The organism is Streptomyces sp. NPDC025833, from assembly GCF_055558055.1.
The window spans coordinates 74837-97847 of sequence record NZ_JBVHNF010000016.1 but is presented as its reverse complement, the minus strand read 5'-3'; the positions used below and the strand labels follow the sequence as shown (position 1 = coordinate 97847).

Below are 23011 nucleotides of genomic sequence, written 5' to 3'. Positions count from 1 at the left end.
TCCCATCCTGCCGCACTTGTGCCTCCGTACGGCGGCCCAGGGTGGTCGCGATCTGGGAAAAGCCGCCGCGAGCCTCTTGATCGGCTCGCTAAAGTGATCGTCGTGACGGCCTCGACACCCTCCGCGACACAGCCACCCGCGTTCGCGACGGCGAGCAGGAACCACTATCGCGCCGCCGTACTGGCCGCGAAGGAGAACCTGCGGATATCCGCCGACCATCTGGCCGGGCTGGCGGCGGAATGCGGTATCAAAGCCATCCTGGCCGACTTCCTGGGTTCTCAGCTCAACACCCGCAACCGACTGGTGAACGACGAAGTCGCCACCTGGGTGAAGAAGAAAGGCGCCCCAGGCGTGCGGGAGTGGAGACCGCAGGAACACGGGCACCTCCCCGAGCTGTGGGAACACCTCACCGCCGTCGCCCACCGCCGCCGGGGAGGCGGAGCGGGCGCGCTGTTCACGCAGCTCATCTGGAAGAACCCCTTCGCCGGCTGGGACGTCGCGGGCCGCTACTGCGACGGCACCGCGATCACCGACGCGGGGGTCGACCGGCACCTGAAGGCCGCGTACGACCTCATCGCCGCCCATGAACAGGCCGGCATCCTGGGCACGAGGACCCGCGCATGAGCCGTTCCCGTGCGCGTTTCGACACCGCCTGGCAAGCCGCCCGCGACCACGCCCGGCAGGCGGCGGCGCAGTTCGGCATGGACGTCGTGGTCACCCGGGACGTGCTCGGCCGGGCCTGTCTGCTCATCGACGACCGGGGACGCCCCCTCGCGCACGACGACGCGGACGTCGTCGCCCTCCGTGACGCGTTCGTGGCCGCCACGCGCCCCTTCACGGGCCTCGAACCCCTCCTCTTCGGTGAAAAGCTCTTCGCACCGGAGCTGTACTTCGACGCCGAGGACCGCGCACCGGTCAGCCCACGGCAAGGCTCCGCCGGCAGCGTCCACGCGCTGGAGCGGACCGTCATCGGCACCGACTGGGCCCGGGGCGCCCGCACCCCGACCGACGGGGCCCTCGGGCGCCGCGACCGGCGAGTGGCGCTGTACGGATTCAAGGGCGGGGTGGGGCGCACCACCGCCACCGCCGTCCTCGCCCGGTACCTCGCCGGAACGGGCCGCTGCGTGCTCGTGGTGGACCTCGACCTGGAGTCCCCGGGCGTCTCGAACCTGCTGGAGGACCCCGCCGGCATCCCCCGACACGGCATCGTCGACCACCTGATAGAGAGCGGCGTCGGCAACGCCGACGGGCTGGAGCTGGTGGCACGCAGCTCCGCACTGCCCGTCAAGGGCAACGGGGAGGTGTGGCTCGCCCCGGCAGGCGGCTCACCGCTGGCGGGGGAGCCGTACGACTACCTCGCCAAACTGAACCGCATCTACAGCGACCTCGCCGGACTCAACCCCGGTGACGGCGACCGGCCGTTCGCCGCGCGGCTGGAGGAGGCCATCGCCGCCTGCGAGGACCAGGTGTCCGAGCTGTCGCGGCCACCGGACGTCGTCCTGCTGGACAGCAGGGCCGGGATGCACGACATCGCGGCGGTCACCCTGACCCATCTCAGCGGGCTCGCCCTGCTGTTCGCCGTGGACAATCCCTCCACCTGGGAGGGCTACAAGATGCTGTTCGAGCAGTGGCAGCAGCGGCCGGCCCTGGCCCGGGAGCTGCGGGAGCGGCTGCGGATCGTGGCGGCCATGTTCCACTCCGCCGGGGACGCGAAGCGGCTGCCAGCCCTGCGCGACCGCGCCCAGCAGCTGTTCGCCGACACCCTCTACGACCAGCTCGGCACGGACGAGGACGGCCCGGACAACGTAGACGACGCAGGCGACGAGGGAGACGAGCTGTACCACCCTCCCCTGGAGGACGACGACGCGCCGCACGCCCCCATCCCGATCCTCTTCGGCAACGACCTGGTGGGCCTTGACCCCCTACGCAGCCGCGACTGGCCCGAGCTGCCGTTCGTCGAGGCCGCGTACCGGACGTTCACGACTACGGTGGAGCGTCTGCTGCCGCCACCGCACCCCGCCCCGGAGTCCTCATGACCGCCCCGCCGACCACCGACGAGTACCGCACCCTGATCTCCAGGGCCCTCGGTGCCGCACTCGACGCGGACACGGACGGCCCGGACCGGCAACGCCTGTTCACCCCGTCCAGCCACCGCCTCGCCCTCGACCCCGACGTGACCGTGGTCCGGGGCGCCCGCGGCACCGGCAAGACGTACTGGGCGAAGGCGCTGATCGATCCGGAGCTGAGGGAGGTGGCCGCGCGGTCGTACATGATGCCGCGGCTACGGCGAGTCCGGGTCACCACCGCGTTCAGGGCGGGCGGCAACAGTGAGACCCCTTACCCGGGCAAGCGGAAGATCGCCAGACTGCTGCGGGACGTGATCGACCCCGACAGCTATGCCTATGACATCTTCTGGCGCGCGGTCGTGATGATGGCGCTCGAGGTACCGCAGATCGCGAGCCTGGCTGACTGGCCCGACCGTATCCGCTGGGCCGCGGCGAACGAAGACGCGTACGACGACGCGCTCGGCAGGGCCGACCGGGAGGCCCGGGACACCGGCGAGACGCGTGTGCTGCTCTTCGACGCCCTGGACCACCTGCACTCCGACCGCAGGACGGCCGACCGGCTGGTGTCGGCGCTGTTCCAGGTGGCGCTGGAACTGCGGCTGACCACAGGGGCGCTGCGCGCCAAGATCTTCGTCCGCCCGGACATGTACGACAGCGCGCCCAAGGCGTTCGCGGACGCCTCGAAACTGGGGGCCAACGCGGCCGATCTGACGTGGAGCCGAGAGAACCTCTACGGACTTCTCTTCCACCGGCTGGGGAACCATCCGAGCAGGGAGGCGGAGAAGTTCCGGGCGCAGTACGGCACGTGGGAGACGCAAGGTGAGGGGCGGTTCATCGCGCCGGTCGACCTGATCGCCGACGAGAAGTGCCAGGAGCGGGCTTTCGTCGCTCTGGCGGGGTCCTACATGGGCACCGACCGGCGCAAGGGCCACACGTTCACCTGGGTGCCGAACCACCTCCAGGACGGCAAGGGGCGGGTAAGCCCGAGGACCTGGCTGCTCGCCCTGCGCACGGCCGCGGACCTGACGGCGGAGCGGTACGCCACACAGCCGTACCCGCTGCACTACGAGGCGCTGCGGGAGAGCCTGCACGAGGCGTCGCGGGTCCGGGTGGACGAGCTGAAGGAGGACATCGGCTGGGCCGCCACCGCCATAGAGCTGCTGGAGGGCGGACAGGTACCCATGGAGCCGTCCCACGTCCGCCAGTACTGGGCGCAGGGCGGGCTGGCGGAAATCTTGCGCCGTAGGGGGGAGAACGACGACGAGAACAGCGGCCCCCGTGACGCCGACGATCCCTTCGCGCTGATAGAGGAACTGGTGGAACTCGGCGTCCTGACCAAACGCACCACCGGCGCCCTCGACCTGCCCGACGTGTACCGGCTGGCGTTCGACATCGGCCGCAAGGGCGGGGTGCGCCGCAGGGCCTGAGTCGGCGGCCGGTGCAGGCCGGGGGCGCTCAGCCGGTCATGGCCGGCACCCGCAGCGAGTCCAGGAACTCCTTGTCCAGGTGCTCCCGTTCCCCGTCCCCGCCGATCACCTCCACCGTCCGCCCGTCCAGCTTCGGCTCCTGCGCGCGTGTCTCGACCGTGCACAGCAGCCACAGGCCGTGCGGCGCGTCGGCGGGGCGGCGGGCCGCGTTCTGGAGCCGGACGAGGAAGCCGTGGCCGCCCTCGTCCCAGTAGCGGGCGACCAGGCCGGCGTCGTGGAGGAACACCACGGTGCGCGGCGCGTCGGCGCGGGTGAGGACCGCCTCCTCCACACGCTGCCAGACCACTCGGACGAAGGACGCCAGCCCCGGCTTGATGCCGCCGGGGACGGAGAGACTGTCGGCGCGCAGGACCTTCCGCCAGTCCTGGCCCTTCTCCGCGGCCAGGGCGCGGAAGGCGGTGAGGAACACGTCCGACAGATCGACCGCCTCGACCGGGAAGGCGGCTGCCACGGTCTCCGCGGCTCCCGCGAACGCGTTCGGCTTCACCGTGAGGGCGAGGAAGCCGCCCCGTTCCGCCACGGCGGTGAGCCGCTCCCGCAGCGGGCCGTGCGGGTCCTCCCGTTCGGCCCGGGTGACCGGGGTGGGCGGCTGGTAGCTGGTGAGGGCACCGGTGGAGCTCCAGGTGCCCGTCGACTCCGGCGCCCTGGGGAAGAACTTCTCCGCCTCGTCGTCGTACACGAGGTCGAAGCGCGCCCCTTCCAGGGCGTCCAGCAGCTCCACGTGGGTGGGTTCACGGGAGCCCGACACCAGGTCCAGACCCGGGAAGCGGGCACGCAGGCGGGCCACCAGCTCGCCGACGGTGATCCCCCGGTCGCGGCGGACGCCCGCGCCCGCCTGGGAGATGCGCAGCGCCCGCTCCAGGCTCAGATCACGCGGGTACAGCTCCAGCCGGGGGGTGGCCGCGACGCCGGGGGCCGTCGCGGCGGCCAGGGACACCAGACGGGTGTCGGCGAGCGGGGCGAACCCGTCGGGTGCGGGCACGGCGCGCAGGACGCGCAGGACCTCGCCGCGGCCGGGCAGCGGGTCCTGCCGTGCCAGCCGTTCGGCGGCCTGGCCGAGGAGCGCCGCGTAGTCCGCCAGCTCCCGCGGGCTCGGGTCGTCCGCGCCCGGCAGGGACTCGGCGGCGAGTAGGACCGTCTCGCCCCGCCGATGTACGGCGAAGCGGGGCTCGTGCGGCCCGTCGGGGTCCTCGTCCGGGCGCTCGGTGGTCTCCGCGTCGGCAGCGGCCCGTACGACGGCCAGGGCCCGGGCGAGCGTCCGCTCGGGCGTGTCCGATCCGGCGCCGTGGCGGGCCCGGAGTTCGGCCGCGGCCTCGTCGGCGGTCATCACCCGGCCGACGGACTGGAGGATCTCGGTCAGCTCGGTGCGGACCGGGTCCAGCCAGTCCGCCTCCGCCCACCTCCTGATCTCGATGCGGTGATGCCGGGAGACAGAGGTCTGCTTGATGCCCAGGTGGTCGGCGATCCGGGCCTGCACGGGCCAGACACCGAGCGGGGAGAGTCCGCCGTCGTCCGGGGGCAGGCCCAGGGTGAGGCGTACGACGTCGGCTCGGTGGGAGCCCTTGCGGCCCGGCTCGGGGGCGAGGAGCGCGGCCATGTCGTCTATCGACAGGATGCGGGGCTCGCCCTCGCCGGAGGCGGAGTGCTTGCGGCCGGTGTCGTCCGGCGCCTGCCTGCGGGGCGCGTACGGCGCCGCCGGGCGCAGCGCGGTGGCCCACTGCTTGCGGCGCCGGTTGAGTTCCTTGCGGACGAGGGCGCCCGCGCCGCGCGCCTTGGAGATGGCATACGGCTGAATGTCCAGCAGCTCCCCGACCGTGGTGGCGCCGAGTCCGCCGGCCACCGACACGGCACGCGGGGACAGGCCGGCGGCGTCCAGCGGCGTCGTCAGGTCGGCCGCCGCGGCGGCCCGGTCGCGGGCCTCCTCCGGGTCGTCGGACGAGGTGCCCACGGTGGAGGGGGTCGTGGCGGGCGCGGTCGCGTCGGCCGCCCGGAATACCTCCCGCCAGGCGTCCCACATCTGCCGCAGCGTGTCGAAGCGCTGCTCGGTGTCGCGGTGCATCGCGCGCTGGAAGAAAGCGGTCAGTCCATCGCGCAGCGCGGGCTCGAACAGCTCGGTGGCGACGTGGAGTTCGGCCGACTCGTTGGTCAGCGGGTCGAGCTGCCCCTCGCCCCAGAGCGGGCGCTCGCCGCTCGCCATCTCGTGGAGGGTGACGGCGGCGGCGTACCGCTCCGCGTGATCGTCGTAGTGGGCGCGGCGCATCGAGCCGAGGAACGGGTCGAGGTAGCCGCGCGTGCCCGCCTTCACGTCCCGGTCGGAGGCGTCCGTCAGGGAGAAGTCGAACAGCTTGAGCTGCCAGGTGCGGTCCTTGCGGCGCTGGATGCCGAAGTTGTCCGGTTTGATGTCGCGGTGACGCACGCCCTGCGCGGCGAGCTGGTCCAAGGCGTGGAACAGGTCGTCCGCGAAACGCTCCAGCTCGTGGTAGGTGAGCCGCCCCTTGCCGCGCAGCCGTTCGCCGAGCGACTGCTCACCGGCGTACTCCAGCTCCAGGACGGTCCGCCCGCCGAGTTCCCGCAGCCCCTCGCCGCGCAGCTGGACGACGGAGCCGCCGCCGACCTTGCGCAGGGCCCGTTCCTCGGCGCGCAGCCGACCCGCCTTCTCCTCGTCGAGGGCGACCTTGAAGACGTGTTCGTCGAGCTGGGTGCGACCCTCCTCGTCCTCAGTGGCCCGCTCCACGAGCAGGGCGCGGGCCGTGGCGCCGGTGCCGAGCACCCGGCGCACCGTCCACTCGGCGTCCAGCGACTGGCCGGGCGCCGCTTCGAGCGGGTCGACGCAGGCCGCCGCCGGTGAGTCGGGGAGGATACTGGCGCGTTCCGCCTCGTCCAGCAGATCCAGGAACGCCTCGGTCGAGCCGAGCCGCTCGTTGACGTCAGCGCGGGTCGCCCGGAAGACCAGGTCGTCGAGAACGTCGGGCAGGCCGTCGGTCACCGCGAACAGGCGCAGGCCGCCGTCACTGCGTAGCCGTTCGGCCAGGTCGCTGCGCTGGGTGGCCGGCGGGCGGCCGCTCAGGATCAGGTAGGCGACCGCACCGAGACCGAAGATGTCCAGGTCGGCGGGGTCGGCGTACGGCTGGTCCGACTCGGGGGCGAGATAGACGCGGGCCGCGTCCTCGATCAGAGCGGCGTCGAGGGCGGAGCCGCCGATGGAACGGAAGAAGGTGGCGTTGCTGTCGAAGTCCCGCGCCGCTGTCTGCCAGTCGGTGATCCGCAGCTCGGGAGCCGCCCCGTCGGCCCGGAACGACACATAGACGGAGCGGGCCGCGAGCGCCCGGTGGTAGAGGGAGCGGTTGTGCGCGTAGCGGACCGCCTCGGCGAGCTGCCGGACGAGGTCCAGGCGGATCTCGGGCGTGAGCCTGCCGCCGTAGGTGTCCAGGTACTGGTCGAGGCGGAGATCCCCGTGCCGGTGGCGGAAGAGGATCGCCGGTCCGCCCTGGTGCTCGCGGAAATCGAGCGCGTCGACGATGCCGCGGTGGGTGATGCCCTGCAGCACCTGGTACTCGCGGCGGGCGGCCCGCTCGGTGGCCCGGCGGGCCGCCTCCGTCGCCTTCTGGCTTACCAGGTAGATGCGGACCCGGCCCTCCTCCTGGACGAGGCCGTCGTCCCGGACGGCCAGCCGGTCCTCCCAGGAGGGTCCGGCGTCCAGCGGGTGCGGCTCCATCTTCCAGGCGTCACCGAAGCGGAGGTGGGCCGTGGACTGGCGGATCCCGATCGTCTTGAGCAGCTGCGGCAGGGTGTGCCGGGAGAACTCCGGCGTGATGCGCCGGTCGGGACGGTCAGGGGGCAGACCGAGGAAGTCCTGCCAGATCCGCTTCAGGCCGCTGCCGCCGTCGTCCCGGCCGTAGACCTTGATCTGCTGGACCTCGTCCAGGTGGCTTTCCAGGTCGGGCGACGACAGGAACACGGCGGGCTCAACCCGGGGGACCACCCGCTCGGACAGGCCCAGTTTGCGGGCCGCCCACTGGAGCTGGCTCTTCAGCTCCTTCGACTTCAGGTCGGTCAGGTGCAGGGGGTTGTTGATGGTCCGCATGCGGTCGGGTCCCTGGAAGTTCCAGGTCGACCCGGTGTTGCGGAGCTGCCCGGGATGCCCCTTGATCTCGATGAGGAAGAGGCCGGCGGGAACGGCGACCAGCAGATCGCACTCGTTGACGCGGCCGGACATCGCGGTGAAGGAGAACGTGGCCCAGGCACGGAACGGCTCGGCCTGCGGCATGAGCCCCCGCACATGGTCCAGCGCGTCCTGCTCCCACGGGTATGGCGAGGGACGGTCCTGGAACCACTGCCGGGCGGGGCGCGGCGGGCCCGGCTTGGGTACGCCGGGCTTCGATGCCGACGTGCCTGACTGAGCTGTCACCGTCCGGCCTCCCCAGGCTTTCCTCACGGACACGATGCGAAAGTGCCTGGTCGAGCCTATCGCGAGAGAGAGCGGCCGAAAGCGGTTTGTGGACGGGGGCAGAGCCCTTGGCCGGGCAGGGGGGAGCAGGGCCCTGGCCGGGGGGAGCTGGGGCATTTTCAGCCACCCGCCGGTAGCAGCCGGATGCGCCGCGTAACCTCGCAGGCATGGAGCCACCCGCATCCAGGGCCGCGCGGGACGCCGTACCGCGGGATCAGGCCGCGCAGAACGCCCAGACTGAGGCACGCCGCCGGCTGGACGCCTACTCCTACCTCAGCGCACCCGATCGGCTGGAGTACCTGGCGATCATGCGGGTCTTCTGCGGGACCCTGCTGGCGGACCTGGCCGCACCGGATGTCCTAGCGAAGCTGGGCCAGGCCGGCGGCCCTGCCGCCGGGCTCGACGCCGACACCCTTACCGTCCGGCTCGAACAGCTGGTGAAGTGGGGCAACCTGCTGCGCAGCAGCCACACGGTCAAGGCGTCCAGTATCAGCGAGTACCAGCGGTCCCGTGCTCGCTACCAGTTGTCGAAGTTGGGCGAACGCATCCAGCGGGACGCCGACGGTGTCCTGGCCGAGGCGGACGCCGCCCGCGAGGTGAGCAACGAGCTGCTCGCCCTGGTCGAGCGCGGGCTCAACGAGCTGGCCGAGCTCGTGACCGCGCCCGGCGGCATCGAACCGCAGGACGGGCTGGAGCGGGTCAGCACGCTGTTCGTGCAGTTCACCGAGTTCGCGGATTCCATCCGGGACTTCTACGCCTACCTCGGCCAGGTTCTGGCCCGGTACGACCTGGACAGCGCCGAGTACCAGGGCTTCAAGGAGCTGCTCCTCGACTACGTCGAGGCGATCACTGAAGACGTGGCGTTCCGCGCGCCCCGGATCTCGGCAGCACTGGACACGCTGTGGCCGTACGTCCCGGGTCTGCTCGCCCGGCTGGACGCCCATGCACAGGGCCTCACCGGGCTGTCCCCGCAGGGCGACGGCCGACTGGAGACGCGAGTGCAGCGCAGCCGTGGGCGCGAGCTCACGGACTGGGAGGGCCTGCGCGGCTGGTTCAACGACACCGACGGGCAGGGCAGCCAGGTCGATCAACTGCGGGATGCCACGCTGCGCGCGTTGCAGTCGCTGCTCGCCAACGCCAAGCGGATGCTGCGGTCGGCCACCGGGGAGATGTCCCGGCGCAAGGACCTGCTGCGGCTGGCCCGGTGGTTCGAGGAAGCGGCGCCGCAGGACGCGCACGACATCGCCGTCGCCGCCTTCGGGCTGTACGGCGCGCGTCATCTGGGCATACCCCCGGCCACCGACGAGGTGGTGCCTGCCTACACGAGCTGGTGGACCGGGCCGGTGGTCGAGGTGCCGGTGGCCCTGCGGGAAAGGGGCAGCCGCGCCCAGCGGGGCCGGACGTCCGCGGTGGAGGACCACTCTGCGCAGAAGCGGCGGCTGCGGGATGAAGCCCGTGAGCGGGCGGCCGCCAGGGCAGCGGCGGCGGACGAACTGCGCAGCGCCTCGGGCCGGTTCGCCGAGGTGCGCCTCACCTCGGCTGCGCTCGGTCTGCTCCTGGAGCTGCTGGCCACCGCACTCGGGAACGCGCAGCCGAGGCGTCGCGCCGGCACGGACGGGGCGGGCGCGACGGAATTCGACCTCGACCAGGCCCACAGCGAGGACGCCGAGCTGGGCGTCCGGCTCACCGTGCGACGCACGGCGGGCGCCCGGTGCGTCTTGCACTCGGTCGACGGCGACCTGCTGCTGGACGACCTTGAGCTGGACGTCGGCCGCACCTCCTCCGACACGGCCGACGGCGATGCGGAGGTGAGCGTGTCATGAGCCTCCCTTCGACACACGACGTGGCCCTGGCCGCCGAGCGCCGCAGCGCCGCCCGGCTGCTGCTCGCACATCCGCTGGTCACCTCGGACGGCCCGCACGCCGACCTCTTCCCGCTGATCCGCAGGCACGCCGACTGGCTGGGCAAACGGTTCCAGCAGGTGCTCGGCTACCGCCTGCTGGTCGACAGCTCCTACGCCCGGCTCTTCAAGGCGGCCCTGGGAGCAGGCGCGGGACACCGGCTGGAACGCTCCACCGGCACCCCCTTCACCCCGCACACCTACGCCTGCCTCGCGCTGGCCCTGTCCGTGCTGGTGACCGCGCCCGAACAACTGCTGCTGTCACAGCTGGTGGCCGACATCAGGGCCGCCGCGGCCGACGCGGAGATCGAGCTGGATGAGACAGGCAGGGCTGCCGGGAAACGGACCTTGGTAGCAGCTCTGCGCCTGCTGGTCAGGTGGGGTGTCCTCATCGAGACCGAGGGCCATGTGGCCGCTCTCGCACAGGATGCGGGCGGAGAGGCTCTGATCACAGTGGACCGCGAGCTGGCCCGAGTCGTCGTCGCCGGCCCGCTCGCCCAGGCCCGTGATGGCGCCGACCTGGTCCGGCGGGCAGCGGACCCGGGGTTCGGCGGTCCTCGCACCTATGTGCGCCGGATGCTCGTCGAGACACCCGTCGTCTACCTGGACGAGCTGACCGACGCCGAACGCGACTGGTTGCGCACCCGGCAGCGCCGCGAAGCGCAGGCGTTCTCCGAACTTCTGGGCCTGGAGATGGAGATCCGCGCCGAGGGAGTGGCGCTGGTGGATCCAGAGGACGAGCTGACGGACCTGCACCTGCCCGGCACCGGGACGGTCGCGCAGGCCGCGCTCCTGCTGGTGGAACGGCTCGTGGAGCGCCTTCGGCCGCAGGAGCCCGGGCACCCGGCGACCGGAGGGACGCTCGTCATCGGCGTGGCTGTTCCGGACGGCCTGGTGGACGAGTTGCTGGCCGAACTGGTCGCCGAGTACGGACAGCGCAGCAACTGGCAGCGTGACTACCTGGAAGACATCCGCGCCCTGCGGGAGGCCGTACTGGACCTGCTGGCCCGCATGCGGCTGATGGCCCGGACCGGTCGGCTGCGTGCCGAGGGCTATGGCCTGCCGGAGGGGTACGCCGATGAGGCACCGGAGGGGCGCACCGTGACCGATGTCCGCGGGGTGCGTCCCGGCGGTGACGGCTGGGTACTGCTGGCCGCGGCGGCGCGCTACGCCACCCACGTGACCGTGCGCCCGGCCACCGCAGCCGGCAAGGGCACGGATGTTCAAGAGGAGTTGCCGTTGTGACCACCGATGCGCGTGGCCTCGTCCCGCTGCCGCGTTCCGGCCCCACGACGACCGCCGGCACCCGCTTCCGGCTGCACCGGGCGGGCATCCAGAACGTGTGGCAGTACGACGAGCAGGAGTTCGCCTTCGGCGACGGACGGCTGCTCCTGCGCGGCAAGAACGGCGCGGGCAAGTCCAAGGCCCTGGAAATGCTGCTCCCGTATCTGCTGGACGGCGACTCACGGGCGCTGGACGCGACGGGCACCGGCCGGACCACTCTCGCCTGGCTGATGCTGGAAGGGTTCGAGCGGACCAACCGTCTCGGCTACCTGTGGGTGGAGTTCCGGGGCACGACCGACGGCGGCGACCATCGCCACCTCACCCTCGGCGCCGCCATCCGCGCCTCGAAGTCGACGCAGAAGGCGCTGCCGACGTTCTTCGTCACGCCGCTGCGCGTCGGTGAGGACCTGCACCTGGTCGAGAGCGGAAGGCCCCTGCCGGTCGACCGGCTCAAGGAGATCGTCGGCTCCGACAACGTCACCGACCGCGCGGTCGTCCACCGCTCGCGGGTGGCTCGGGAACTGTTCGGCATCACCGACGCGACCCGCTACCGCAACCTCACCCAGCTCCTCCACCGGCTGCGGCGGCCCACTGTCGGGGACCGCATCGAGCACGGAGGACTCGCCTCCCTGCTGAGCGAGACCCTGCCGGGACTCGACGAGGACGTGGTCGAGAAGGTCGCGCGCAACCTCCACGACCTCGACGCCGTACGCGACGAACTCGGCCGCCTGGAGCGTACCGATACGGCGCTGCGTACCTTCCTAACCAGTTACCGCGGATACCTGTCCGGAGTCCTGCGCACCTGCGCGCAGGCGGTGAGTGGGGAGCTGGAGGTCCTCGCGCAGCGACGCCGGGCGGCCGGAGACGCCGCACAACGGACCAGCGAGCTGAGGACGCAGGAGGAGGAGGAGGAAGCCCGGCTGGAGACCCTGCGCGACGAGGAAGAAGCCGCCCGGACCGACCTCGCCGCCCTGCACGCCAGCCACGCCTACCGCAGCCTGCGCGAACTGTCGGAACGCCGCACCACGGTCGAGGCGCTCCACACCGCCGCCGTGGCCGCCTTCACCGCCCTCAGCAACGCACACGGCGCAGAGGAAGGCGCAGCCGAGCGCCTGGCCGACGGTGTCGACCACCTCGGCAGCCGGCTCACCGAACTGGGCACTGAACACCGGGAACTACTGACGCAGGCGGAGAAGGCCGGGCTTCCCACCGGCCATCTCGGCGAGGCAGTCGCCCTGCCCCGCACGGTTCGCTCCCAGGCCGGCGAGACGGAGCTGACCGCTCCGGACGGGGAGAGGCACATCGTGCAGCACCGGTCGGTCGTCCATGTGGACACGGCCGCGGTGCAGGACGGACTGCGGTCCTGGCAGGCGCAGCTGGAGGACGCCGAGACGGTCGTGAAGAACCGGACCCGGATGGTCCAGGAGGTGACGCGCCTCACAGCGCAGGCCGAGAAGGCCCGAAGCCGGGCGGAGCAGGCCGACACCGAGCGGGAACGGCTGGAGAGCGAGGCGGAAGAGGCCGCCGGCCGTCTCGACGCCGGCCGCGAGAAGGTCGCCGAGGAGAGCGGTGCCTATGCCCGCCGGGTCGCCGAGTGGGTCACCCACACGCGGGCCGCCCTCGGATCCGGCTGCCCGCCGCTGGACCCCGTCCACGCAGTGGTCACCTGCGAGAGCTCCGCCGATGCCCCGTTCGCGGACCGGACGCTCCCGCCCGACATCGACGGCCAGGCGTGGCAGGCCGCCCATGCCGCACTCGAGTCGTACGGCGAGGAACTCACCGGACGCCGCGACGCCCTCGCCCTCACCGTCGGCCGGCTCGACGAGGAACTCGGTCGTCTGGCGAGTCAGAAGCGAGACTGGGAGCGACGTACTGATCCCGAGCCGCCGGTCCCCTACCACCGCGTTACCGAAAGGACACCAGGCACCGGGGCGCCCTTCTACCGGCTGGTGGACTTCGTGGATGGGTTGAGCCCCGCGTACCGGGCCGGTCTGGAAGCAGCGCTGGAAGCCAGCGGAATCCTGGACGCGTGGGTCGGCGCGGACGGCGCCCTTGTCGATTCCGGCACCCGTGACACTCTGCTGCGTCCCGGTTCCGCGGCGCCGGACGGGCCGACCCTCGCCTCGGCCCTGAGCCCGGCACCACAACCGGGGTGCGGGGTCACGTCCGAGCAGGTGGAGCACCTGCTGACCGCCATCGCGCTCGCACCGGCCGGGGAAACGACCGCACATGACGCGGTGCACTATGACGGAACCTGGCGTCTGGGCATCCTCAGCGGCCGGCACCACAAGAGCGACGCCGAGTACGTGGGAGCCGCCGTACGCGCCGAGACCCGGCGGCGCATCCTGGCCGAGCTGGAGAAGCAGCTCACGCAGACGGAGCAGCGGCTGACCGACGCCCGTCACGAACTCACCGAGGCCGACGCCCGGCGCCGGGCTATCAGGTTCGCGGAACAGGACTTCCCCCGGGCACGCGGTCTCGCCGACGCCTGGAGCAGAGCCGAGTCGGACGAGAGGACGCTGCGTGACCTGACCGCCAAGGCCACCAGCGCGGCGCGGCTGGCCGAGGAGGCCCGCGCCCTCGCCGTAGCCGCACGCACCGAGGCGGACGCCACCGCCACCGCTTATGACCTGCGCAGCGACCCCGCCGAGCTGGAACGCGTACGCACCGCGCTGGCCGCCCTTCTCACCGGCATCGGGCATCTTCGACGGGCGATCGGCAGCACGGGCGAGCGGCTCGGCGCCCATCACACCGATGCCGAACGGTACGAGCGCGCCCGGAAAGACCGCCTGGACGCGGAGGAGAACTACCGGATCCACCTCACCGGGCTGCGTACCGCGCAACAGGACCTGCGCACCCGCGAGGAGGCCATCGGGGCGACCGAAGAAGAGATCCTCACCCGCGAGCAGGAAGCCAGACAGCGCATCGCGCACGCCGCCGAGGCCGTCCCGGCAGCACAACGTATCCGGAACGATCTGCACGACCGGCGCGTGCGCGCGGAAGAGGAGGAGAAACGCCTGCGCGAGGGCCTGACCGCCCAGGAGACGGCGGTCATCGCAACCGGCGGCGCCCTTCGCGGCGCGCTCGGCCGGCCGGAGGTGGTGCGCGGCGCCGGGGTGGACCGGTCCGCGCTGCCCGAGGACGTGGTGGACGATCCCGGCTCGGACGTCCGCAGCCGTCTGCGCGCGCTAAAGGCGCTGGCCGACGCGGTACAGCAGGCCCTCGGCCGCCCGAAAGGCGAGGTGTCGGACAGCACCCTGCTCAACCGGCACACCGAGCTGCGCGACCAGCTGGCCGGCGGTTACGACGCGCAACTGGACGAACGCGACGGAATCAAGGTATGCCGCCTGATCGACGACCACGGCTCCCACGACGTAGCGGCCGTGGGCGAGCGGATTGCCGTCCAGGCGGCAGAGGCCCGGGGACGGCTCACCGAACGCGAACGCGAGGTGTTCCAGCGGTTCCTGACCGGCGAGCTCGGCGACCATCTCTCGGCCCAGGTCATCACCGCGGCGAACCTGGTCGCGGCACTCAACGACACCCTGCGCACCGTACGCACCTCACACGGTCTCGGCGTGGAACTGCTGTGGAAGCTGGACGAGGACGTCGACGCGGACGTGCGGGCGGCCGTGGACTTGCTGCGCAGTCCGTCGAGCCTGCGCACGCGTGAGCAGACCGAGCAGCTCCGCGAGGTGCTGCAACGCCGGATCGAGGACGCCCGGCGGGCCGATCCCTCAGCCGGTTACGCCGCCCACCTGCGGACCGCTCTCGACTACCGCGACTGGTTCCGCTTCCACACCTTCGTGGTCGAGGACGCCGCTCCGGGACGGCGGCGGAAACTGACCGGCCGCACCGGGCTCAGCCAGGGCGAGCAGCGAGTGCTCTCCTACCTCGTGCTCTTCGCCGCAGCCGCCGCCCACTTCACCAGCCTCGCCGAGTCGGCACCTCACGCCCCGCGGCTGATCCTCCTGGACGACGCCTTCGCCAAGGTCGACGAACCCACCCACGGGAGGCTGGGACGCATCCTCGTCGATCTCGATCTCGACTTCGTCCTCACCAGCGAACGGCTCATGGGCAACTGGCCGGAGGTGCCATCCCTGCACATCTACGAGTGCCTCCGCGATCCCCATGTGCGCGGGGTGGCCACCCTGCACTACACCTGGAACGGCCGACACCGGCGTCTGGTGTCCGTATGAGCAAACTGCCCACGGCGACACGGGACTGGCTGGCCGGTCCCGGGCTCACCAGGCTCTGGGAAGCGGTACGCAAGCGCCTTGAAAGCAACGGCGTGCAGGCCACCGGCTCCCTCCGGCTGACCTCGGTGAGCACCCAGGAACGCAACGACCTGTCGCTCCTACTGGGCAAACCCGTCACAGGTGCTGCCGTAACTGTGCGCCTCGACGCCCTCGACACGCGGCTGCGCGCTTCGGCGGCCGGACTCGGTCTCAGAGAGGTGCTGGAGGAACTGGGCCCTCCGCTCACCGACCGCCGTGCCGTCCGCGCGGGTATCGCGGCACGGCGCGAGCACGTCTGGTCGTCGCTCGCCTCGGCGCTGGACGCTTCTCCGCTCGCCGGACAGGACTGGACCGGGCAGTGGTACGACCTGCTGCGCCGCACCGGCGTACCGAGAGGAGTGACACCCGAAACGGCGGTACGCACGCTCCAGCAGGCAGTGCAGGTCCTCACCGTACTGCTCGGCCCGGAACGGGGTGGCACCCGAGGCCGAGGAGAACTCGCCGCCCTGGCGACCGGGTCCGCACACGGCCTGGACGACGGCACCTGGCTCGCACGCCTCGTCCAACGCGGCATCGCCCTCGCCCACGGCACCGAGTTCCCCGGCGACGCGGTCGGCCGACGCGCACTGTGGCGTCTGGTTTCCGTCACACCGGACGAGGTCTCCAGCACCGTGCTGACGTACGGGCTGCGGCCCGTCGGTGGGGGCTGGCGGGAGCAGGCCCTGCGGCAGCGCGCCGACCATCACGCCGAAGCCCACCTCACGCCGCGCGATCTGCACGACCTGCAGCTACAACGGCCTGCCGAGATAGTGATCCACATCTGTGAGAATCCGCGCGTGGTGGAGGCTGCTGCGGACGCTGGTTGCGTCCGGCCCGTGGTGTGTACCTCCGGCAGCGCCGCCACGGTGGTCCTCACACTCCTTGACGCCCTCGCCGCCACCGGCTGCCGTTTCGCGTACCACGGCGACTTCGACTGGCCGGGCATCGCTCTCGCGAACCGGATCATCCTCCGTTACGAAGCCCAGCCATGGCGCATGGGCGCCGAGGACTACGAGCATCTGGCCGCTCGCAGCCAAGCCGAGGGAATCCCGCAGCTGCCGCTCGACGGCCAGCCCGTCAGCGCGGCCTGGGACCCGGGTCTCGCCCCTGCGATGACCGCTCTCGGGGTCGCACTCCATGAGGAGGTCACCCTCGACCTTCTGGTGGACGACCTCTCCGGTCGGACGTAGGAAGGCTTCGGGATGCGCGGCAGTTACTCAAGTCACCGCCCCTGTCCGTGGAGCCGCTTGGGAGCCGGCCTTCGAGAAGTATCCGGGCCGCATGAGAACAACCGGGACCTCGTCCAATGCCAAGAAACCGACTGCCCAAGTGGCTCACCTGCGCATAGGCTCTGGGCGCCCGATCTGACATTGCTGGGCGCATGAGAGGGAGCTTATGGATCATCTCTTCGCCGTTGCGGGCCGGTCGGCAACACCAATCTCACCAACAGGGCTAGCCGCAGAGGGGCTCCTCGAACGGCAACACCTACAGGAGTGGGTGATCGACAACCCTCAGGTCTTGGGCGATTCGGTACTCGTGATCACCGCCGAGTTCGACCGGTGGGCCGACACTGACGGTGTGCCGGCACGGGACCGACTGGACGTCCTCGGGCTGGACGCCACCGGCCGCCTCGTGGTGGTCGAGCTCAAGCGGGGAACGGCCGACCGGGATGTACATCTCCAGGCGATCACCTACGCCGCCCTCGTGTCCCGGTTCGACCTCGACACCTTGGCACAGGCACACCGCGACTTCCTGACCGGCAGGGGCCAGGCAGTCGAATTCGACGCGTGCAGGCAGCGTCTCCTCGACCATGTGGACGGAGACTGGAGTCCAGAACTGCTCCAGCGCCCCCGGCAGGTGATCATCGCTGCTGACTTCCCCAAGCAAGTGACTCACACCGTGGTGTGGCTGTCGGAGATGAACCTCGACTTCGACCTCGTCCAGGTGGGTCTGTGGAAGGTGGAAGGCCACCTCGTCGTCGGCTTCACCAAGGTCTATCCGACACCGGAAGTGGAGGAGTTCACCCTCGCTCCTGCCCGGGTCGAGGCCAAGGCCGCCGCCAAAAAACTGGAAGAGCGCTCCCGGGCCCGCAACGCCGCTCACGTTCTCGTCGCCGCTGGCCTGTTGCCAGACGGGACAAGACTGCGGTTGACGCCGAGGCACGGCGCTCCCCAATCCATCCGTGAGGCCATCGTTGCCTGGGTGGGCGAAGATGAGGAACGCGCAACGGCCGTCTGGAACAACAACACCGCCAAACCCCTGACCTGGGGTGCCGACGGCATGCCGTACACGCCGACCGGACTCGCCAACCACATCTTCAAAAGCGTGACCGGCCGGACACCTGACGGGATACAGGGGACGACCTGGTGGGACGTCGACACCAACGACGTCCCGAGTACGGTCGATCCCGATGAATGGGCGGCGCTGGCAGGGTCAAGCCTCGCGGACCTGGCCAAGCAGCTCAGTGGCGCCCGCAAGGACTGGACGATTCTCCACACCCTGCTGGGGGCCATCCCGTCCGGGCGATGGACGACCTACGGTGACGTGGCATCCGTCATCGGCAGCCACGCCGTTCCCGTCGGCACCCACCTGGCCACATGCGACCAGTGCCCCAACGCGTGGCGGGTCCTCACTGCGTCCGGTCGCGTCAGCGCAGGATTCCAGTGGACCGATCCGTCCCGCACGGACGCACCCGCGGATGTCCTGGTGGGCGAGGGTGTCCGATTCGACGGTGGAGCTGCCGTCCCGGAAGCCCGCCTTTCGGTTGAGGTGCTTCGGAGTCTGCTCGACGGCTGACTGCGGTTCCTTCTAACAAAGCTCGGGGAAGACCGTGCAGCGATCGGCTACATCAGACGAAGGCTACTGATGCGAGGGGGACATGAACCCGTTCGAACTGCGCCGTTTGGAACAGCAGCTCCGCGAAGCGCTGCAAGACACCACCCTGAGTTGGGTGCTCGACGATGTCGACGCGGCAATCGCCGCAGGAGTACCTGAGGAGAAGATCCTCCGCCGACGCCAGCAGCGCCGCGGCGATGACTCCCCTGCCACGAGTCCGGCGGCGGCAGCGGCTCGATACGAGGTCGTGGACCGCAGCATGCTTGGCCTCGGAGAGTACGAGTCCTCCCGCAAGGGAGGGACACTGGTCATCGCCACGCGAGCCATGACAGACGAAGAACGTGTGCAGCTCCTCCTCGATGCGGTAAAGCGCGTACTCGTCGACCTGCCTGAAATGGAACTGGAGGTGCTGAAGACGCTCCGGTCCGAGCCCGAGGGCGACGCCGGCAGCCGGAGCATGGTTGAGGGTGTCGTATTCGAGCCGGACGAAAGCACTCGATCGCGCCGCAGCCGAACTGAGTTCCGGGGAGATCGGGTCCCGACTGAGCAACGTACACGCGTCAGTCAGCTACTGGCCGAAGTGACGAGGGAGGTAGCCAGTTGAGCACGGTCGATCACCTGGTCAACGAGATCAGGAGCCTTCTGGCTGCGGGGACGGTGTCGTACGACTCCGCTTCGAAGCCGTCCGACGTCTACGAGGGCTTCATCTTCTCCCTGATCGTCGCGACCGCGAGTCGGCATGGCGCCGTTGTCACTTACGAAGACGTCTACGGGTCGAAGGCCAGCAACCTCGTCTTCCGTACGGGGCCTGGTCACCTGTACAGCAACAGCCAGCCCTTCACCCACGCCGTGATCGAGTTCGACGGGGCTCCCGCCCTTGAAGTCCACCTCGGCGTCTACGTGACCGGCTCGTCGGGCGTCCTGCACGAATGCGACGTGCTGGTGCTACCAGCCGAGGAGGCCGCCCTGAGCCGGGCGCAAGGCATCGCACCACGAGGCAGTCAGAGCGTCCTCATCGTCGAGTGCAAGTACTACGTCTCCAACCTCGGCATCGGTCTTGCGAGGAACTTCGAGGGACTGCGTGCCGACATCCGCACCCAGAACGAACTCTTCGTCGCCAACACCAGATCGTCGAGCATCGTGCGGTACCTCGATGCCCGAAAGAGAGGCTTCGAGCCCGACGTGGTGCCCCACTCACCCCAGGCAGGCTATCTCCAGGCGGAGATCAGGAAGACCTTCAAGAGCTACCTGAGCAAGCACGCTCCCTCGACGGTGATCTGAGCCCTCCGGACAAGCGTCGCGCACCCTGGATCCGGCGTGAGCCAATACGGCGGGACAGGCAGCCTCAGCTACTGTGGCTGGGAGCCACCTGGGAGCCAACCCGCTCCCCGAACCCCTTCCAGGCCCCGCGAAACCAACCGAGTCCACCCCTTCGACCTGCGAAAACGTGATCGCAGCTGGCAGGCTCACCAATCGAACCTCATTCGGGACGAAGAGGTCGTGGGTTCAAATCCCGCCACCCCGACAGCCGAAACAGCAGATCAGGCAGGTACTGAATTCAGTACCTGCCTGATCTGTTTCTGCGTGCGTGTCTATCTGCGTGACTACCGCTTTCCGCGTGCCGCGTGCCTACGGCTGCCGCTCCTGCGTGCCGAAGATGCCGTCCATGACCACGGCACCGGTCTGGATCACGGGCCGGATCTGCTTCCGGTAGACCTCCTCGGTCACGGCCGTCCCCGAGTGCCCGACGAGCCGCGAGATCTCCTCCAGGGGGACACCCCGGTCGGAGAGCAGAGACACGAAGCTGTGCCGCAGCTCCCGCGGCGTCCACTCGTCGGCGTTGATCCCGTCGATGCCCTTGAGCGCCTGGCGGAAGGCACGGCGGACGTTGGCGGCATCGAGCGGCTTGCCCACGGCCGAGGAGAAGACGAGCCCGTGTTCCTCCCACTCCTCATCAGCGGCAAGCCGGTCCCACCCCTGGTCCTCGAACTGCTGCCAGAGGGCATCCACGCAGCGCGCCGGCAGAGCGAGCGTGCGCCGAGACTTCCGCGTCTTGGTGTCCCCACTCCTCCGGACCGACCGCCAAACGGCGATGTGCGGAGGCTGCGGCGGGTCGAGGTCCGGCCGACCCTTCAGGAAGACGTGATCCCAGGTGAGAGCCCGCAGCTCCTCGGTGCGGGCCCCGGTCAGCAGGGCGACGACGATGTACGCGTACATCGAAGTCCCCTCGGCGCCCTTGAGCACGGCCGCGGCCTGGGCGAAGGTAAGCGCCTTGGACGGACGCCCCGCCTGGCCCTGAGGCACCGAGCACAGCTCGACGACGTTGCGCTTCACCTTGTCCCGCGCCATGGCCCGCTTGACCGCGCGGTTGAGGCAGGAGTGGATGCCCTGGAGCGTGCGCGTGCTGAGCGTCTTCGCCTTGGTGGCCAGCCAGCGATCTACGTCCTCCGCACTCAGCTCGCGCAGCGTGCGGGCGCCGAGCGAGGGGATCACGTGCTTCTCGCTCAGGAGCGTCACGGTTTCCACGGTGCTGGGGTCGAGACCGGCCAAGCCGTACGCCAGCCAGTCCGTCACGGCGTCCTTGACCGTGTAGTTGGTGGGTGCGATGGCAAGGCCGTCTTCGTGGTCCCGCAGCACCTCCTTGAGCTTGTTCTTCGCCTCCGTCTTGGTCTTGCCGCTCCCCCGCTTCACGATCCGCTTGCCGCTCGGATCGAAGCCGAGGTTCGCCGTGGCGATCCACCGCTGTCGCTTCTCATCCCAGTGCGGGCCGCCGTCACCGCGGCTACGGCGCTTGGTCATCAGGCAGCACGCTCCATCTGACGGGCGATGAAGTCGCCGAGGGCGGATGCGGGGATGCGCCTACACCGCCCGATGGACACGGAGGGCAGACGCCGGGTGCGGATGAGGTCGTACTTGGCGATGTATGCCGCGACGGCCCATTCGGTCAGCTATTGGCCGTCGTTGAAGTCGGCGGAGCGGATCGGGCGGACGTCGAGCTGGCGGCCGAAGACGAACGCGTGCGCCCGGCCGTCGATCTCCGGGCCGTCGACGCGTGCGGCAGCGGCAGCCGCACCGATGGCGTCCGTCAGCAGATCGGTGGTGGCCCAGGCCGGTGGAGGCGTGTCACCGCCTTCGGGACCGTCGAGGCGGATGACGGCGTGGAAGTGGACGGCGCCGCGCTTCTGGTACTCGGCGACTTTGGCGAACGAGATCCAGGCGTGCTCGCGGAAGTCGCTTTGGGTGAGGCCGGCGCGCTTGGCGACCTCGCGGCGGAGGTAGATCGAGAAGCCTCGCCTCAGGGCTCCGGCGTGCGTGTTCCAGAGCACGGCCGCTTCGTAGTCATAGGTGTCCGGGTCGAGGGGCGAGCCAAGGGCGGGATCCGCTTCCTCGTGCCGGATGCCGCAGCGACAGTCGAGTCCGCCGGAGGGGCGGTTGTGGACCGGGCCGAAGCCAGGGGCGGTGAAGGTGGCGAAGACACGCGGATGTGTGCCGACATGTTTCGGCGTGCCCTTGCCGCCCCGGAGACCGGCGGTGATCAGGTGGAAGGTGTCGCGGCGGTAGGTCTCCGCGCAGGCCGCGCAGCGGGTGGCGCGGCGGTTGTTGCAGCGGACGAGGAACTGGCCGGCGGGCCGGGCACTGGAATCGAGGTGGTGCAGAAGGCTGCCGATCACGCCCGTCGTGGTGTCAACCTGGTACTCGGTGCGGTGGCCGTCGAGGCGGACGGGGTTGGTGCAGCCGCCCAGGCCGGAGAGTTGGCGGGCCAGCTCGGGCATGGTGCCCAGTGAGGCCAGCATGGAGAGTTCCGCCAGGGGCGGCGGAGTCTGCCGGGTGATGATGGGATTTCCTTTCGGTCGGCTGTTTCGGTGGTCGGGAGGGACGGCCCCGGGGCGACGGGATGCTTGGCGGCTTGTTGTCGCCCCGGTGGCCGGTCAGCGCTTGTGCGCGGTGCTGACGAGGGAGTGCAGGACCACGGCGGCGATGGCCACGGAGACGGCCGTGATGGCGACCGCGGCCAGGAGCGCGGTGAGCACGATGTCGACGACGACCACGGGGCCACGGCTCCGGCGCCGATACCCACGCATGGGGCGACCGGACGGCCGGCGGAGGCAGCCGGAGCCTGGATCTGCTGAGACGTGGAGATCGTGGTCGACAGGGTCGGGACGTCGGGGAGCTTGGGGTGCAGCACAGGGAACCTCCTTGTCACTTGCGGGTGCCGTTGACGACGTCCACCCCGGAGCGGGTGCCGGACTCGATGGCGGGGGCGAGGAAGGTGTGCGAGAGGTAGAAGCCGAACAGGGCGATCACGACGGCGACCCAGAGGCGGACACCGAGGAACTTGATCGCGGCCCACGCGATGACGCCCAGGACGAAGACGAGCGGGAGCGAGACAGTCACAGGGGTCTCCCAAGCGGACGGCGCAGCGGTGGGTACGGGCGGCCAGTTCGGCGGCGGCACGGCTGTCGTAGTCGGTCGAGAAGCCGCAGCGCGGCGCCGTACAGGCGGCGTGTGCTTCTCGCGGCCCCGGCCGTCGTAGTACGTGCCGACCTGAACGGGGCCGATGCGGATCACGTTGCGGAAGCGGCGTTTGGCGGCCATCAGCGGGCCTCCCTGTTGGCGCTGGTGAAGTCGGTGACGTGCTCGACGAGCCAGCGCAAGATCAGGCCCGGCAGTCGGCCAGCCATGCGCAAGAGGCCACCCCAGCAGTTGCTGCCGCAATG

At 70.5% G+C, this 23011-nt stretch carries 13 protein-coding genes and 4 pseudogenes; 10 read left to right on the top strand and 7 right to left on the bottom strand.

The genetic code is table 11. The features are described from left to right. Positions 1 to 102 precede the first annotated feature (102 nt). Genes ACZ4K2_RS27405 through ACZ4K2_RS27395 form a run of 3 tightly spaced genes read left to right on the top strand, consistent with a single transcriptional unit; the run spans position 103 to position 3493 of the window. On the top strand, positions 103 to 624 hold the full coding sequence (locus ACZ4K2_RS27405; RefSeq protein ID WP_435192513.1) for a hypothetical protein: 522 nt from the start codon (positions 103 to 105) through the stop codon (positions 622 to 624). After that, complete coding sequence (locus ACZ4K2_RS27400) at positions 621 to 2036, top strand: KGGVGR-motif variant AAA ATPase (protein WP_467468055.1); 1416 nt, start codon at positions 621 to 623, stop codon at positions 2034 to 2036. Before ACZ4K2_RS27405 ends, ACZ4K2_RS27400 begins: the two co-directional genes overlap by 4 nt. After that, the gene (locus tag ACZ4K2_RS27395) at positions 2033 to 3493 is read left to right on the top strand and encodes a hypothetical protein (protein ID WP_467468057.1); all 1461 of its coding nucleotides are present in this window, start codon (positions 2033 to 2035) and stop codon (positions 3491 to 3493) included. Before ACZ4K2_RS27400 ends, ACZ4K2_RS27395 begins: the two co-directional genes overlap by 4 nt. Positions 3494 to 3521: 28 nt before the next feature. Here the strand turns inward: ACZ4K2_RS27395 and pglW are convergent, their stop codons facing one another. Continuing rightward, complete coding sequence (gene pglW, locus ACZ4K2_RS27390; protein WP_467468058.1) at positions 3522 to 7961, bottom strand: BREX system serine/threonine kinase PglW; 4440 nt, start codon at positions 7959 to 7961, stop codon at positions 3522 to 3524. A gap of 206 nt (positions 7962 to 8167) precedes the next feature. Here pglW and ACZ4K2_RS27385 point away from each other — a divergent pair, with 206 nt between their 5' ends. The 7 genes from ACZ4K2_RS27385 (at position 8168) to ACZ4K2_RS27355 (ending at position 19574) form a co-directional block, all read left to right on the top strand. Continuing rightward, complete coding sequence (locus ACZ4K2_RS27385) at positions 8168 to 9823, top strand: TIGR02677 family protein (protein WP_467468060.1); 1656 nt, start codon at positions 8168 to 8170, stop codon at positions 9821 to 9823. Then, positions 9820 to 11145: a TIGR02678 family protein gene (locus tag ACZ4K2_RS27380; protein WP_360819369.1), complete on the top strand. Its 1326-nt coding sequence runs from the start codon at positions 9820 to 9822 to the stop codon at positions 11143 to 11145. The genes ACZ4K2_RS27385 and ACZ4K2_RS27380 overlap by 4 nt, the downstream gene beginning before the upstream one ends. After that, positions 11142 to 15380 (top strand): TIGR02680 family protein, encoded by a 4239-nt coding sequence (locus ACZ4K2_RS27375; RefSeq protein WP_467468063.1) that lies wholly within the window; start codon positions 11142 to 11144, stop codon positions 15378 to 15380. The genes ACZ4K2_RS27380 and ACZ4K2_RS27375 overlap by 4 nt, the downstream gene beginning before the upstream one ends. Further along, entirely contained in the window at positions 15377 to 16648 is a 1272-nt protein-coding gene (locus ACZ4K2_RS27370) for a TIGR02679 family protein (RefSeq protein ID WP_467468065.1), read from the top strand. Before ACZ4K2_RS27375 ends, ACZ4K2_RS27370 begins: the two co-directional genes overlap by 4 nt. Positions 16649 to 16955: 307 nt before the next feature. Next, entirely contained in the window at positions 16956 to 18254 is a 1299-nt protein-coding gene (locus tag ACZ4K2_RS27365) for a DNA-binding protein (RefSeq protein WP_360819360.1), read from the top strand. Between the two features lie 82 nt (positions 18255 to 18336). After that, the gene (locus tag ACZ4K2_RS27360; protein ID WP_143665466.1) at positions 18337 to 18897 is read left to right on the top strand and encodes a hypothetical protein; all 561 of its coding nucleotides are present in this window, start codon (positions 18337 to 18339) and stop codon (positions 18895 to 18897) included. Beyond that, positions 18894 to 19574, top strand: a complete 681-nt coding sequence (locus tag ACZ4K2_RS27355; RefSeq protein ID WP_053637939.1) for a hypothetical protein — start codon at positions 18894 to 18896, stop codon at positions 19572 to 19574. The genes ACZ4K2_RS27360 and ACZ4K2_RS27355 overlap by 4 nt, the downstream gene beginning before the upstream one ends. A 348-nt stretch (positions 19575 to 19922) precedes the next feature. Here the strand turns inward: ACZ4K2_RS27355 and ACZ4K2_RS27350 are convergent, their stop codons facing one another. The 6 genes and pseudogenes from ACZ4K2_RS27350 to ACZ4K2_RS27325 all read right to left on the bottom strand — a co-directional run. Further along, on the bottom strand, positions 19923 to 21092 hold the full coding sequence (locus ACZ4K2_RS27350; protein WP_467468068.1) for a site-specific integrase: 1170 nt from the start codon (positions 21090 to 21092) through the stop codon (positions 19923 to 19925). Next, positions 21092 to 21205, bottom strand: a pseudogene (locus tag ACZ4K2_RS27345) (excisionase); the annotation flags it as partial. The pseudogene ACZ4K2_RS27345 and the gene ACZ4K2_RS27350, both read right to left, overlap by 1 nt. A 39-nt stretch (positions 21206 to 21244) precedes the next feature. Beyond that, a pseudogene (locus tag ACZ4K2_RS27340) lies at positions 21245 to 22087 on the bottom strand (replication initiator); the annotation flags it as partial. A 135-nt stretch (positions 22088 to 22222) separates the two neighbouring features. Further along, positions 22223 to 22479: pseudogene (locus ACZ4K2_RS27335) on the bottom strand (SpdD protein). A gap of 14 nt (positions 22480 to 22493) precedes the next feature. Continuing rightward, on the bottom strand, positions 22494 to 22688 hold the full coding sequence (locus tag ACZ4K2_RS27330) for a hypothetical protein (protein ID WP_467468070.1): 195 nt from the start codon (positions 22686 to 22688) through the stop codon (positions 22494 to 22496). Positions 22689 to 22701: 13 nt separating this feature from the next. Further along, positions 22702 to 22889 (bottom strand): annotated as a pseudogene (locus ACZ4K2_RS27325) (mobile element transfer protein); the annotation flags it as partial. Positions 22890 to 23011: the final 122 nt, after the last annotated feature.